Source organism: Kitasatospora sp. NPDC059812 (genome assembly GCF_042732075.1).
Classification (GTDB): Bacteria; Actinomycetota; Actinomycetes; order Streptomycetales; family Streptomycetaceae; genus Kitasatospora.
On record NZ_JBHWIO010000001.1, the window covers coordinates 136,688 to 150,076 of the forward strand.

The window sequence follows — 13,389 nt, forward strand, 5'->3', positions numbered from 1 at the left end:
CGACAGGATGCCGGTGTGCCGACGATCACGTTGAGGTGAAGAGATGCCATTGACCCCCGAGGACGTTCGGAACAAGCAGTTCACGACCGTCCGCCTGCGCGAAGGCTATGACGAGGACGAGGTCGATGCCTTCCTCGACGAGGTCGAAGGAGAGCTGACCCGCCTGCTTCGCGAGAACGAGGACCTGCGCGCCAAGCTGGCCGCCGCGACTCGCGCCGCCGCGCAGAACCAGGCGAACATGCGGAAGGAGCCGCCGCAGGACGCCCGTTCCGGCGCCCCCGTCCCGGCCGCCATATCCGGCCCGCCGGTTCCCGGCCAGCAGGGCCCCGGTCCGCAGCAGCAGCAGATGGGCCCCGGTGGTCCGCAGCAGCAGCAGCAGATGGGCGGCCCGCAGCAGCAGCAGATGGGCAACCAGCCGCTCGGCCTGCCCTCCGGCGCCCCGCAGCTCCCCGCCGGCCCCCAGCAGATGGGCGGCCAGCAGCAGCAGATGAACCAGACCATGGGCGGCCAGCAGCAGCTGGTGCAGCCGATGGGCGGTCAGATGCTCCAGCCCATGGGCGGCCCCGGTGGTCCGCAGCAGATGGGCAACCCGATGGGCCAGGGCATGGGCCAGCAGCAGCAGATGCAGCCGATGGGTGGCCCCATGGGCGGCCCGCCGCAGCAGCAGATGGGCGGCCCGCTCGGCGCCCCCATGCAGCAGCAGGGCCCCGGTGGCGACAGTGCCGCCCGTGTTCTGGCGCTCGCTCAGCAGACCGCCGACCAGGCGATCTCGGAGGCCCGTTCCGAGGCCAACAAGATCGTCGGCGAGGCTCGCAGCCGCGCCGAGGGCCTGGAGCGGGACGCCCGTGCCAAGGCCGACGCCCTGGAGCGGGACGCGCAGGAGAAGCACCGCGTCGCGATGGGCTCGCTGGAGTCCGCGCGCGCCACGCTGGAGCGCAAGGTCGAGGACCTGCGGGCGTTCGAGCGCGAGTACCGGACGCGCCTGAAGTCGTACCTGGAGACCCAGCTGCGCCAGCTGGAGTCGCAGGCCGACGACTCGCTCGCCCCGCCGCGGATCCCCGCCACCGCGTCGCTGCCGCCGGCGGCCTCGTCGATGGCTCCGGCCGGTGCCGGTGCGATGAGCGGTGCCCCGGCCTTCGGTGGCAACCAGCCGGCCTTCGGCGGCAACGCGCCGTCGTTCGGTGGGCAGAGCTCCTTCGGCGGCAACCCGCCGGCGCCGAGCTTCGGCGGCCAGGCGTCCGGTGGCAACACCGGCGCGCCGCAGATGCAGCCGGCCGGGATGACGCAGCCGATGGCGGCCGTCCGCCCGCAGCCTCCGCAGCCGATGCAGCAGGCTCCGGCGCCGATGCGGGGCTTCCTGATCGACGAGGACGGCGACAACTGAGGTTGTAGCACGGCCTTTTGAGAGCGCCCCCTGTTCGACCCACGGGTCGAACAGGGGGCGCTCTGCTGTGGTGCGGACGGGGGCGGGGGATGGGCGCGCGCGGGGTGGTGACGCCACTTCAGGGGCGCGTGGGTACGGCGAAGCCGCCGTCGCCCCGGGTGGGGTGACGGCGGCTTCGGAGCGGGTCAGGCCTTGCGGAGCTGGAAGGCGAGGCCGAGGGCTTCGTCGGCGAAGGTCTCGGAGTCCCAGTCGGCCGTGCCGGCGGCGAAGTCGGTGGCCAGGACCTCCTCGGCGACGAGGGGGCCGTGCTCGGCGATGGCCTCGGCGGTCTCCTCGGTGGTGGCCCGCCAGCGCAGGACGATCCGGTCGGCGACGTCGAGGCCGGAGTTCTTGCGGGCCTCCTGGATCTGGCGGATGGCGTCGCGGGCGACGCCGAGCCGCTTGAGCTCCGGGGTGATGGCCAGGTCGAGGGCGACGGTGGCGCCGGACTCGTTGGCGACGGCCCAGCCCTCGCGCGGGGTCTCGGTGATGATCACCTCGTCCGGGGAGAGGGCGACCTGCTCGCCGTTCAGCTCGACCGAGGTCTCGCCGTCGGCGCGCAGTTCGGCGGCCAGGCGGGCGGCGTCGGTGGCGGCGACCGCCTTGGCGACGTCCTGCACGCCCTTGCCGAACCGCTTGCCCAGGGCGCGGAAGTTGGCCTTGGCGCTGGTGTCGACGAGCGAGCCGCCGACCTCGGCGAGCGACTCCAGGGTGGAGACGTTGAGCTCCTCGGCGATCTGCGCGCGCAGGTCGGCGGGCAGCTCGTCCCAGCCCTGGGCGGCGATCAGCGCGCGGGACAGCGGCTGACGGGTCTTCACGCCGGACTCGGCGCGGGTGGCCCGGCCGAGCTCCACCAGGCGGCGGACCAGCGCCATGTGCCGGGAGAGGTCGGCGTCGATCAGCGACTCGTCCGCCTGCGGCCAGGTGGCCAGGTGGACCGAGGCCGGGGCGTCCGCGGCGATCGGGACGACCAGGTCCTGCCAGACCTGCTCGGTGATGAACGGGGTCATCGGGGCCATCAGGCGGGTGACCGTCTCCAGCGCCTCGTGCAGGGTGGCGAGCGCGGCCGCGTCGCCCTGCCAGAAGCGGCGGCGGCCGCGGCGGACGTACCAGTTGGACAGGTCGTCGACGAAGCCGGACAGCAGCTTGCCGGCGCGCTGGGTGTCGTACGCCTCGAAGGCGGCGTCGACCTCGCGGACCAGGGTGTTCAGCTCGGAGAGGACCCAGCGGTCCAGCTGCGGGCGGTCGGCCGGGGCCGGATCGGCCGCCGAGGGGGACCAGCCGGCGGTGCGGGCGTACAGGGCCTGGAAGGCGACGGTGTTCCAGTAGGTGAGGAGGGTCTTGCGGACCACCTCCTGGATGGTGCCGTGGCCGACCCGGCGGGCCGACCAGGGCGAACCGCCGGCGGCCATGAACCAGCGGACGGCGTCGGCGCCGTGCTGGTCCATCAGCGGGATCGGCTGCAGGATGTTGCCCAGGTGCTTGGACATCTTGCGGCCGTCCTCGGCCAGGATGTGGCCCAGGCAGACGACGTTCTCGTAGCTGTTCTTGTCGAACACCAGGGTGCCGACCGCCATCAGCGTGTAGAACCAGCCACGGGTCTGGTCGATCGCCTCGGAGATGAACTGCGCCGGGTAGCGCTTCTCGAACAGCTCCTTGTTCTGGTACGGGTAGCCGTACTGGGCGAAGGGCATCGAGCCCGAGTCGTACCAGGCGTCGATGACCTCGGGGACCCGGGTCGAGGCGCCGCCGCACTCGCGGCAGGCGAAGGTCACGTCGTCGATGTACGGGCGGTGCGGGTCGAGCTCGCTCTGGTCGGTGCCGGTGAGCTCGGAGAGCTCGGCCAGCGAGCCGACGCAGGTGAGGTGGCCCTCCTCGCAGCGCCAGATCGGCAGCGGGGTGCCCCAGTAGCGGTTACGGCTGAGCGCCCAGTCGATGTTGTTGTTCAGCCAGTCGCCGAAGCGGCCGTGCTTGACGGTCTCCGGGTACCAGTTGGTGGCCTCGTTCTCCCGGATCAGGGCGTCCTTGACCGCGGTGGTGCGGATGTACCAGGACGGCTGCGCGTAGTAGAGCAGCGCGGTGTGGCAGCGCCAGCAGTGCGGGTAGCTGTGCTCGTACGGGAGGTGGCGGAAGAGCAGGCCGCGCTCCTTGAGGTCCGCGACCAGGGCCTCGTCGGCCTTCTTGAAGAACTGGCCGCCGACCAGCGGGACCTCGGGGGCGAAGGTGCCGTCGGCGAGGACCGGGTTGACCACCGGCAGGCCGTACTTGCGGCAGGTCGCGAGGTCGTCCGCGCCGAAGGCGGGCGACTGGTGGACGATGCCGGTGCCGTCCTCGGTGGTGACGTAGTCCGCGTTGAGGACGTAGTGCGCGTTCTCGATCTCGACCAGGTCGAACGGGCGGCGGTAGGCCCAGCGCTCCATCTCGGCGCCGGTGAAGGACTCGCCGGTGGCCTCCCAGCCCTCGCCGAGGGCCTTGGCGAGCAGCGGCTCGGCGACGACCAGCTTCTCCTCGCCGTCGGTGGCCACCACGTAGGTGACCTCCGGGTGGACGGCGGCGGCGGTGTTGGAGACCAGGGTCCACGGGGTGGTGGTCCAGACCAGCAGCGCGGCCCGGCCGGCCAGCGGGCCGCTGGTCAGCGGGAAGCGGACGAAGACCGAGGGGTCGACGACGGTCTCGTAGCCCTGGGCCAGCTCGTGGTCGGACAGGCCGGTGCCGCAGCGCGGGCACCAGGGGGCGACCCGGTGGTCCTGGACCAGCAGGCCCTTGTCGAAGATCTGCTTGAGCGACCACCAGACGGACTGGACGTACGACGGGTCCATCGTCCGGTAGGCCTCGTCGAGGTCGACCCAGTACCCCATGCGGGTGGTCAGCTCGGTGAAGGCGTCGGTGTGGCGGGTCACCGACTCGCGGCACTTGGCGTTGAACTCGGCGATGCCGTATGCCTCGATGTCCTGCTTGCCGGAGAAGCCCAGCTCCTTCTCGACGGCGAGCTCGACCGGGAGGCCGTGGCAGTCCCAGCCGGCCTTGCGGGCGACGTGGTAGCCCTTCATCGTTCGGAAGCGCGGGAAGACGTCCTTGAAGACGCGGGCCTCGATGTGGTGGGCGCCGGGCATGCCGTTGGCGGTCGGCGGGCCCTCGTAGAAGACCCACTCGGGGCGGCCCTCGGACTGCTCCAGGCTGCGCTGGAAGATCTTGTTGTCCTGCCAGAACGACAGGATCTGGTGTTCGAGGGCGGGCAGGTCCACCTGTGCGGGGACGGAGTTGTAGGTGCTCATCGCGGGCGTCATACCTCCGGCGGATGTGAACGGGATCCGACGGAGGGACGAGACGGCGAGCCGCCCCGCGGTACCACCCTCCTTGGCCGCGGTGCTGCTGCGGCCCTCTTGTTTGGGCTTGCTGCCGGGTCTAGTGGGCCGTCCCGCGCGGTGGCGGGCGGCCGTTCTTCCGGCGGCTCCGGGGTGATCTTCCCGCCGTGCACACCCCCGGGCTCGCACCGTCCCCGGGTCGCTGGTGGCTGCGTACGTCGGTACTCGTCCCATCTGCGCCTTGCAGGGCCAGTGTATCGGCCGGGTGAGTCGGTTTGTCCAAATCGTTTTTCCCCGCGGTGGACGGCCGGGGCGCTCCGGGGCCGGCGGCGGTGGTGGTTAGGCGGGGGTGATCTGGGCACAAGTCTGGTCAGCGCGCGGGGCGTGGCGGCTGGGGCGACTGCCTGGGTGGGATCATCATGGGGCGTCGGAATGTCATGTTGTGACCGGTTTTGATCGGGATTATCGTTCCGGCACTGGAGGCCGCCGGGAACCGGCGGCTCGATTCGTTCGTAGATGGGGTCGAAGCCATGGCTGAGAAGGCAACCGGCGCGGGTACCGCCACCAAGCGGGCACGCAAGGCCGTGGCGGCCGATCCAGGGGAGGGGACCGTGACCACTACCGCACGGCAGAAGAGCAGCACCGACACCGTCACCGTGCCGCGCGGCGCCGAGTCGGTGGACCCGGCCACGCTGCCGGTCCGGCCCGGCGAGGACCCGTGGACCACCGACGAGGTCCACGAGCTGCACACCGAGCTCATCAGCGAGCTGGAGCGGCTGCAGAACGAGATCGACGCCGCCGAGGCGGCCATCTCCGGCCTGATGCGTGACTCCAACGACGGAGCCGGTGACGACCAGGTGGACGCCGGTACGAAGAACATCTCGCGGGAGAGCGAACTCGCGCTCGCCAACAACGCCCGGGACAGCCTCGCCCAGACCGAGCGGGCCCTGACCAGGCTGGAGGGCGTCGGCTTCGGCACCTGCGAGTCCTGCGGGCAGGCCATCGGAAAGGCCCGGATGCAGGCCTTCCCCCGGGCCACGCTCTGCGTGCAGTGCAAGGCCAAGCAGGAACGCCGCTGACGCGGCCGACCGGGGCGGCGCAGGGGGTCGGGCTTGCCGTACGCTCGACCCCGTAACGTCGCCTGAATCCTGGGACACGTCCGGTTCGGAGGTGTCCGGTACGGCGACCATGGGCCCACCCTCCCCCACCTCCAACCGGGGGAGCTCCACCGGCAGCGGAGCGGATCATCAGTACGCAAGGTTCCCCCCAGACGCGGGACGACGCCGTCCCGACCCCCGCCGAAGCCGTGGAGGTGGCCGTGGCCGAGCCCACCGAGCCCGCGGAGCCTGCCGAGCCCGCCGAGGCGACCGCCCCGGCCGCGGCGGAGGCGCCGAAGGGCCGTCGGCGGATCGGCGTGCTGATGGTCGTCGCGCTGCTCGCCTTCCTGATCGACTTCGGCAGCAAGCTGCTGGTCGTGGCCCGGCTGGAGAACCACGCGGCGATCAAGGTGATCGGGGACGTCGTCACCTTCCAGGTCATCCGCAACTCCGGCGCCGCCTTCGGCATGGGGCAGGCGCTGACCGTCGTCTTCACGATGATCGCCTCGGCCGTCATCGTGGTGATCTGGCGGATCGCCCGCCGGCTGTACAGCCTGCCCTGGGCGATCGCGCTCGGGCTGCTGCTCGGCGGAGCCCTGGGCAACCTCACCGACCGGCTGTTCCGCTCGCCGGGCGTCTTCCGCGGGCACGTCGTCGACTTCATCTCCGTCCAGCACTTCGCGGTCTTCAACCTCGCCGACTCGGCGATCGTCTGCGGCGGAATCCTCGTCGTGCTGCTCTCCTTCCGGGGCAGCAACCCGGACGGCACCGTCCACCAGCAGGGCGGCAAGACCGAGTAGCAGGGGCCCCGGGCGGTCGGGCGGGCGGCGGAGGGCCGCGGTTCCGGCATACTCGTACGGGTGAGTACCGCAGCGCAGATCCGCAGCCTCCCCGTACCCGACGGCCTGGAGGGCGAGCGCCTCGACGCCGCCCTCGCCCGGATGTTCGGTTTCTCCCGGACGAAGGCCGCCGAGTTGGCCGCCGACGGCAAGGTGACGCTCGACGGCGCCGTGGCCGGAAAGTCGGACCGGGTGACCGCCGGTTCCTGGCTGGAGGTCGAGATCCCCGCCCCCGCCGCCCCCGTGCGGATCATCGCCGAGCCGGTCGAGGGCATGCGGATCGTCCACGACGACGAGGACATCGTGCTCGTCGACAAGCCGGTCGGCGTCGCCGCGCACCCCAGCCCCGGCTGGACCGGCACCACCGTCATCGGCGGGCTCGCCGCGGCCGGCTACCGGATCTCCACCTCCGGCGCCGCCGAGCGCCAGGGCGTCGTGCACCGGCTCGACGTCGGCACCTCCGGGCTGATGGTCGTCGCCAAGTCCGAGCGCGCGTACACCGACCTCAAGCGGCAGTTCCACGACCGGATCACCGAGAAGCGCTACCACGCCCTCGTGCAGGGGCACCCGGACCCGCTGAGCGGCACCGTGGACGCGCCGATCGGACGGCACCCCAGCTCGGACTGGAAGTGGGCCGTGACCAAGGACGGCAAGCCGTCCGTCACCCACTACGACCTGGTCGAGGCCTACCGCTCGGCCTCGCTGCTCGACATCAAGCTGGAGACCGGGCGCACCCACCAGATCCGGGTCCACATGTCCGCGCTGCGCCACCCCTGCGTGGGCGACCTGACCTACGGCGCCGACCCGACGCTGGCCAAGCGGCTCGGGCTGACCCGGCAGTGGTTGCACGCCGTGTCGCTCGGCTTCGAGCACCCGGCGGACGGGCAGTGGGTCGAGTTCTCCAGCGAGTACTCGCCCGACCTGCGCAAGGCGCTCGACATCATCTCGTCGGAGAGCTGAGATGACGGCGGCCATCCGGACCGCGGCGGGCGCCGCGGACCTGACTCTGGTGCGGGACGTGCGGCGCGAGGTGTTCATCGTCGAGCAGCACGTGCCGGAGGAACTGGAGTACGACGAGTACGACGCGACCTCGGTGCACCTGCTGGCCGTGGCGGCGGACGGGACCGCGCTCGGGACCGCACGGCTGATCTTCGGGGAGCAGGCGCTGAAGCTCACCGGGGGTGTCGAGGGCCGGGTGCTGCTCGGACGCCTCGCGGTGGTGTCGGCGGCCCGGGGGACCGGGCTCGGGGCCCAGCTGGTGCGGGCGATCGAGGCGGCCGGGCTCGACCGCGGGGCCGTCGAGGTGGAACTGCACGCGCAGGTGGGGGCGCTGGGGTTCTACGAGCGGCTGGGGTACACGGCCGAGGGCCCGGTGTACGAGTCCGCGGGGATACCGCATCGGACGATGACGCGGGTGCTGTAGGGCTTCGGGCCCGGCCGTGCGGATCCCCGTGCCCCTGACGGGGTGCGGGGATCTCCGTTTTCCCGTGCGGTACCCGGACGCAACGGGGTGAACAGGGCGCAAGCGGCGGCTTCGGCGGTGGCCTTATCGGACGCCTACCCGGGGGGCGGATACGATCAGCCCCCATGGAGTTCGGTGGGGCGTGGCGCCGGTGGCGCAGCCGGGGTACGACGGTGCGGCGCAGGGTGGTGGCCGGTGCGGTGGCCCTGGTGGTGGTGGCCGGGGCGGGTACGGCGACGGTGGCGTCCGGCGGTGAGCCGGCGGTCCATCAGGAGGACCGTTTCCTCGCCATGCCGGAGACCCCCGGCAGTGACCAGCAGGTCCAGGTGGACACCTCCTTCTTCACCACCGGCAGCACCCCGCGCCCGGCGGTCCTGCTCGCGCACGGCTTCGGCGGCTCCAAGGACGGCGAGCGCGAACGCGCCCAGCAGCTGGCCCGACAGGGCTACGCGGTGCTGACCTGGTCGGCGCGCGGCTTCGGGCACTCGGGCGGGAAGATCGGCCTCAACGCGCCCGACCGCGAGGTCGAGGACGTCAAGCACCTGGTGGACTGGCTGGCCCAGCGGCCCGAGGTGCAGCTCGACGGGCCCGGCGACCCCCGGGTCGGCATCACCGGTGCCTCGTACGGCGGCGCCGTCTCGCTGCTGGCCTCCGCGTACGACCACCGGATCGACGCGGTGGCCACCCAGATCACCTGGTGGAACCTGGCCGACGCGCTGTTCCCGCAGGGCGTGCAGGGCTCGGGCGCCGTCGACGGCGTGTTCAAGAAGCTCTGGGCCGGGATCTTCTTCACCACCGGCGCGGCCGGCGACCTCGGCCCCTCCGGCGGCGCGCCGCGCGGCGGCGGCGGGGCCGGGCCGGGGCAGGGCGCTCCCGGGCAGGGCGGTTCCGGGCAGGGCGGTGACGCCGCGGGCGGGCCGGTCGGCTGCGGGCGGTTCCTGGAGTCGCTCTGCCAGATGTACGACCGGGTCGCCACCGCCGGGCACGCCGACCCGGAGGCCGTCGCACTGCTGGACCGCTCCAGCCCGTCCTCGGTGGCCGCGCAGCTCAAGGCGCCCACCCTGGTCGTGCAGGGCCAGCAGGACTCGCTGTTCCCGCTCGACCAGGGCGACCGGATCGCCCGGGCCGTCGCGGCCAACGGCGCGCCCGTCTCGGTGGACTGGTTCGCCGGCGGGCACGACGGCGGCACCGACACCAGCGCCCGGGTCGACGACCGGGTGACCGCCTGGTTCGACCACTACCTGAAGGGGCAGGGCGACGACACCGGCCCCGCGTTCCGGGTCACCCGCACCGGGGGCGTCGACTCCACCGGCTTCCAGGCCGTGCTGCGCGGCGCCTCCGCCGACCGCTACCCGGGCCTGGACGGAACCGGCTCCCACGGCGTCGAACTGGCCGGCGGCGAGCAGACCATCGCCAACCCGCCCGGCGGCGCCCCGCCCGGGATCTCGACGCTGCCCGGGATCGGGGCACTCAGCCAGGCCGCCTCGCTCGGCGCCGGGCTGTCGCTCGACTTCCCCGGCCAGCACGCCGCCTTCGACTCCGCGCCGCTGGGCCAGCCGCTGCACCTGACCGGGCAGCCCACCGTGCCCGTCCAGGTGCACGCCGACCGGCCGGACGCGGTGCTCTTCGCCAAGCTGTACGACGTGGGCCCGGACGGCAAGGCCGTGCTCCCGCAGCAGCTCGCCGCCCCGCTGCGGGTCACCGGCGCCGACGCGGGCCGCACCGTCACGGTCGCGCTGCCCGCCGTCGACCACACCTTCGCCACCGGGCACCGGCTGCGGCTCGTGCTGGCCGCCACCGACCTCGCGTACGCCTCGCCCGTCGAGCCCGCCACCTACCGGGTCGCGCCGGCCGGGGCGCTCACCGTGCCGACCGACGACGAACTCGTCACCGAGGCCACGCCGCTGCCCGCGCGCACCTGGCTGCTGCCGCTGGCGGCCGTCGTGGTGGCGCTGGGCCTGGTGCTGTCGCCCCGGCTGCTGCGCCGCCGTCGGCGGGGGGCGGGCGACGGGCCGGCGTACGACCCGGCGCTGGCCGGGGTGCCGTTGCAGATCACCGGCCTGAGCAAGCGCTACAAGGGCGCCCAGGACCGTTACGCCGTACGGGAGTTGGGCTTCCGGGTGGAGCAGGGGCAGGTGCTCGGCCTGCTCGGGCCCAACGGCGCCGGCAAGACCACCACGCTGCGGATGCTGATGGGCCTGATCCGGCCCGACGCGGGCGAGATCCGGATCTTCGGCCACCTGGTGCGCCCCGGTGCGCCGGTGCTCTCCCGGGTCGGCGCCTTCGTCGAGGGCGCGGGCTTCCTGCCGCACCTCACCGGCCGGGCCAACCTGCGGCTGTACTGGCAGGCCACCGGCCGGCCGGAGGAGGACGCCCGCTTCGACGAGGCGCTGGCCATCGCCGGTCTCGGCGAGGCGCTCGACCGCGCCGTGCGGACCTACTCGCAGGGCATGCGGCAGCGGCTCGCCATCGCCCAGGCCATGCTCGGGATGCCGGACCTGCTGATCCTCGACGAGCCGACCAACGGGCTCGACCCGCCGCAGATCCGCGAGATGCGCGAGGTGATGATCCGGTACGCCGCCGCCGGCCGCACCGTCATCGTCTCCAGCCACCTGCTCGCCGAGGTCGAGCAGAGCTGCACGGACCTGGTGGTGATGGACCGCGGGCGGCTGATCACCACCGGCGCCGTCGGCGAGATCGTCGGCGCGGGCGAGCTGCTGTTCCTCGGCGTGCCCGCCGGGTACGAGCCCGGGTCGGTCGTCGAGAAGGTCGGCGCGCTGGCCGGGGTCGGCTCGGCGGAGGCCGTCGAGGGCGGGCTGCTGGTGCGCCTGGACGGGCTGGCGGCGCACGAACTGCTGGCCGAACTGGTGCGCCTCGGTGTGCCGGTGGAGAGCGCCGGGCCGCAGCGGCGGCTGGAGGACGCGTTCCTGTCGTTGATCGGAGGTGCGGCGTGAGCAGGGGTGCGAACGGTGGCGTGAGCAGTGAGGTGAGCGGCGAGGTGGGTGATGGCGTGAGCGGTGGCGTGAGCGGCGTCGTGTCGGCGGACCACGCCGAGGGGTACCGGGCGGGCCGGACGCTGCCGCTGCGGGTGGAGGCGATGCGCCAACTGCGGCGGCGCCGCACCCTGGTGATCGGTGCGGTGCTGGCCGCCCTGCCGTTCGTGATGCTGGCCGCGTTCCAGATCGGCGGCACCCCGAGCCGCCCCGACCGGACCACCTTCATCGACCTGGCCACCGCGTCCGGGCCCAACTTCGCCGCCACCATGCTGTTCGTGGGCACCGGCTTCCTGCTGGTCATCCCGGTGGCGCTGTTCTGCGGCGACACGGTCGCCTCCGAGGCGAGCTGGTCCTCGCTGCGCTACCTGCTGGCCGCGCCGGTGCCCCGGGCCCGGCTGCTGGCCCGCAAGTTCGCGGTCGGGCTGGCGTTCTCGGCGGTGGCGGTGGCGATGCTGCCGCTGATCGGGCTGGTCGTCGGCACCGCCGCGTACGGCTGGGGGGACCTCAAACTGCCCACCGGGGCCAGCCTTTCGGCCGGGGAGGCGCTGCCCCGGCTGGCCGTCGCGGCGGCGTACGTGTTCCTCGCCGAGATCGTGATCGCCGCGCTGGCGTTCTGGCTCTCCACGGCGACGGACGCGCCGCTGGGCGCCGTCGGCGGGGCGGTGTTCGCGTCGATCATCACCGGGGTGCTGGACGCCGTCACGGCGCTGGGGGGCCTGCGGGAGTGGTTGCCCGCGCACTGGCAGTACGCCTGGGCGGACGCCCTGCAGCCGCAGTTGGAGTGGGGCGGCATGGTGCAGGGCGTCTCGCTGTCGCTGTCGTACGCGGCGGTGCTGCTCGCGCTGGCGTTCCGGGGGTTCGCGCGCAAGGACGTGGTGTCGTAGGGCCGTTGTGCTGCGGGCCCGGGGTGGGTGACCGGGGCGGGGGTCAGGCGATCGGGGCGTTCGCGCGCTCGATCCGCTGGGTGCCGGTGCGGGTGCGGTAGGAGCGGGACCAGCTGCTGGTCGCGTCCTTGCGGGTGCGGTCGGAGAGGACGTAGTAGTCCATCTGGGTCTGCTCGGGGGTGATGTCCAGGACCCCGTAGCCGTGCGAGTCCAGGTCGACCCACTTGACGTGTGGGTTGGCCGCCTTGATCGCGGTGCCGGCCGCCAGCGAGACGGTCTGCGGGGCGACCTTCAGCAGGTCGTCGACGTTGTCGGAGGTCACCGAGGTGACCACGAACTCGGTGGCGACACTGCCGGACAGCGGGTAGGTGGCGGCCTCGTTCGGGACGTCGGCGGCCCAGGCGGAGTGGATGTCGCCGGTCAGGAAGACGGTGTTGGTGATGCCGTTCGTCTTGAGGTGGCCGAGCAGCTCGCGGCGGTCGTGGGTGTAGCCGTCCCACTGGTCGGGGTTGACCGCCACGCCCTCGCCGGGCAGGCCGAGCAGCTTGGCCAGCGGGCGCAGCAGGTAGTCGGGCAGCGAGAGGAAGGCGACCGGGGAGATCATCACCTCGTTGCCGATCAGTCGCCAGGTGGTGTCGGAGGCGGACAACCCGGCCTTGAGCCAGTCCAGTTGGGCGCGGCCGGTGAGGGTGCGGTCGGCCGAGTCGACGGCGCCGCTGCCCGTCTTCGCCTGCTGGGAGCGGAACGAGCGCTGGTCCATCAGGTGCAGGTCGGCGAGCTTGCCGTAGCGCAGGCGGCGGTAGGTGGTGCCGGCGATCGAGGGCCGGACCGGCATCCACTCGAAGTAGGCCTGCTTGGCGGCGGCCATCCGGTCGGCCCAGGCGCCCTCGGTGCCCGGGGTGTGGTTCTCGGCGCCGCCGGACCAGGCGTCGTTGGCGAACTCGTGGTCGTCCCAGATCGCGATGGTCGGGAGCTTGGCGTGCAGGTCCTGGAGGTCGTCGTCGGTCTTGTACTGGCCGTGCCTGGTGCGGTAGTCGGCGAGGGTGACGATCTCGTGGGTGGGGGCGTGCGGGCGCACGACCGTGCCGCGGGCGCAGAACTCGCCGGTCTTGTACTCGTAGATGTAGTCGCCGAGGAAGAGGAAGGCGTCCAGGTCGCCGCGGGCGGCGAGGTGGCGGTAGGCGGAGAAGTAGCCGCCCTCCCAGTTGGCGCAGGAGGCGACGCCGAACCGCAGCCGGGAGAGGGCGGCGTCGGTGGCGGGGGTGGTGCGGGTGCGGCCGGTGGGGGAGACGGCGCGGGCGGCGGTCGGGGCGGGGGCGGGGGGCTGGGGGGGGGGGGGGGGGTGGCGGATGGTCGTGGGGGGGGCGCAGGGGGGCGCGGGTG

General features: G+C 73.0%; 9 protein-coding genes. 7 read left to right on the forward strand and 2 right to left on the reverse strand.

Annotation, left to right across the window (positions count from 1 at the left end; genetic code table 11):
* Positions 1–43: 43 nt before the first annotated feature.
* Positions 44–1,384, forward strand: coding sequence for a DivIVA domain-containing protein (locus tag ACFV6D_RS00615; protein ID WP_063347231.1), 1,341 nt, complete (start codon positions 44–46; stop codon positions 1,382–1,384).
* A gap of 185 nt (positions 1,385–1,569) precedes the next feature.
* Here ACFV6D_RS00615 and ileS read toward each other — a convergent pair whose 3' ends face one another.
* Complete coding sequence (gene ileS, locus ACFV6D_RS00620; protein ID WP_380557319.1) at positions 1,570–4,698, reverse strand: isoleucine--tRNA ligase; 3,129 nt, start codon at positions 4,696–4,698, stop codon at positions 1,570–1,572.
* 641 nt (positions 4,699–5,339) lie between these two features.
* On the opposite strand from ileS, the gene ACFV6D_RS00625 reads away from it, so the two are divergent.
* From ACFV6D_RS00625 to ACFV6D_RS00650, 6 genes are all read left to right on the forward strand, one after another.
* Positions 5,340–5,807 (forward strand): TraR/DksA family transcriptional regulator, encoded by a 468-nt coding sequence (locus tag ACFV6D_RS00625; protein ID WP_244293330.1) that lies wholly within the window; start codon positions 5,340–5,342, stop codon positions 5,805–5,807.
* 164 nt (positions 5,808–5,971) lie between these two features.
* Complete coding sequence (gene lspA, locus ACFV6D_RS00630) at positions 5,972–6,625, forward strand: signal peptidase II (protein WP_079135530.1); 654 nt, start codon at positions 5,972–5,974, stop codon at positions 6,623–6,625.
* 60 nt (positions 6,626–6,685) lie between these two features.
* The gene (locus ACFV6D_RS00635) at positions 6,686–7,624 is read left to right on the forward strand and encodes an RluA family pseudouridine synthase (protein WP_063347228.1); all 939 of its coding nucleotides are present in this window, start codon (positions 6,686–6,688) and stop codon (positions 7,622–7,624) included.
* A 1-nt stretch (position 7,625) separates the two neighbouring features.
* Positions 7,626–8,087, forward strand: a complete 462-nt coding sequence (locus ACFV6D_RS00640; protein ID WP_063347227.1) for a GNAT family N-acetyltransferase — start codon at positions 7,626–7,628, stop codon at positions 8,085–8,087.
* A gap of 164 nt (positions 8,088–8,251) precedes the next feature.
* Entirely contained in the window at positions 8,252–11,080 is a 2,829-nt protein-coding gene (locus ACFV6D_RS00645; RefSeq protein WP_380557322.1) for an alpha/beta fold hydrolase, read from the forward strand.
* A 56-nt stretch (positions 11,081–11,136) separates the two neighbouring features.
* Positions 11,137–12,006, forward strand: a complete 870-nt coding sequence (locus ACFV6D_RS00650) for an ABC transporter permease (RefSeq protein WP_380489987.1) — start codon at positions 11,137–11,139, stop codon at positions 12,004–12,006.
* Between the two features lie 43 nt (positions 12,007–12,049).
* Here ACFV6D_RS00650 and ACFV6D_RS00655 read toward each other — a convergent pair whose 3' ends face one another.
* On the reverse strand, positions 12,050–13,357 hold the full coding sequence (locus ACFV6D_RS00655; protein WP_380557432.1) for an alkaline phosphatase D family protein: 1,308 nt from the start codon (positions 13,355–13,357) through the stop codon (positions 12,050–12,052).
* Between the last annotated feature and the right edge of the window lie 32 nt (positions 13,358–13,389).

What these genes read in the sequence shown, in the direction of transcription:
- ACFV6D_RS00615 (WP_063347231.1), top strand. Translation starts at nt 44, where the DNA reads ATGCCATTGACCCCCGAGGACGTTCGGAACAAGCAGTTCACGACCGTC.
- ileS (WP_380557319.1), bottom strand. Translation starts at nt 4,698, where the DNA reads ATGAGCACCTACAACTCCGTCCCCGCACAGGTGGACCTGCCCGCCCTC.
- ACFV6D_RS00640 (WP_063347227.1), top strand. Translation starts at nt 7,626, where the DNA reads ATGACGGCGGCCATCCGGACCGCGGCGGGCGCCGCGGACCTGACTCTG.
- ACFV6D_RS00645 (WP_380557322.1), top strand. Translation starts at nt 8,252, where the DNA reads ATGGAGTTCGGTGGGGCGTGGCGCCGGTGGCGCAGCCGGGGTACGACG.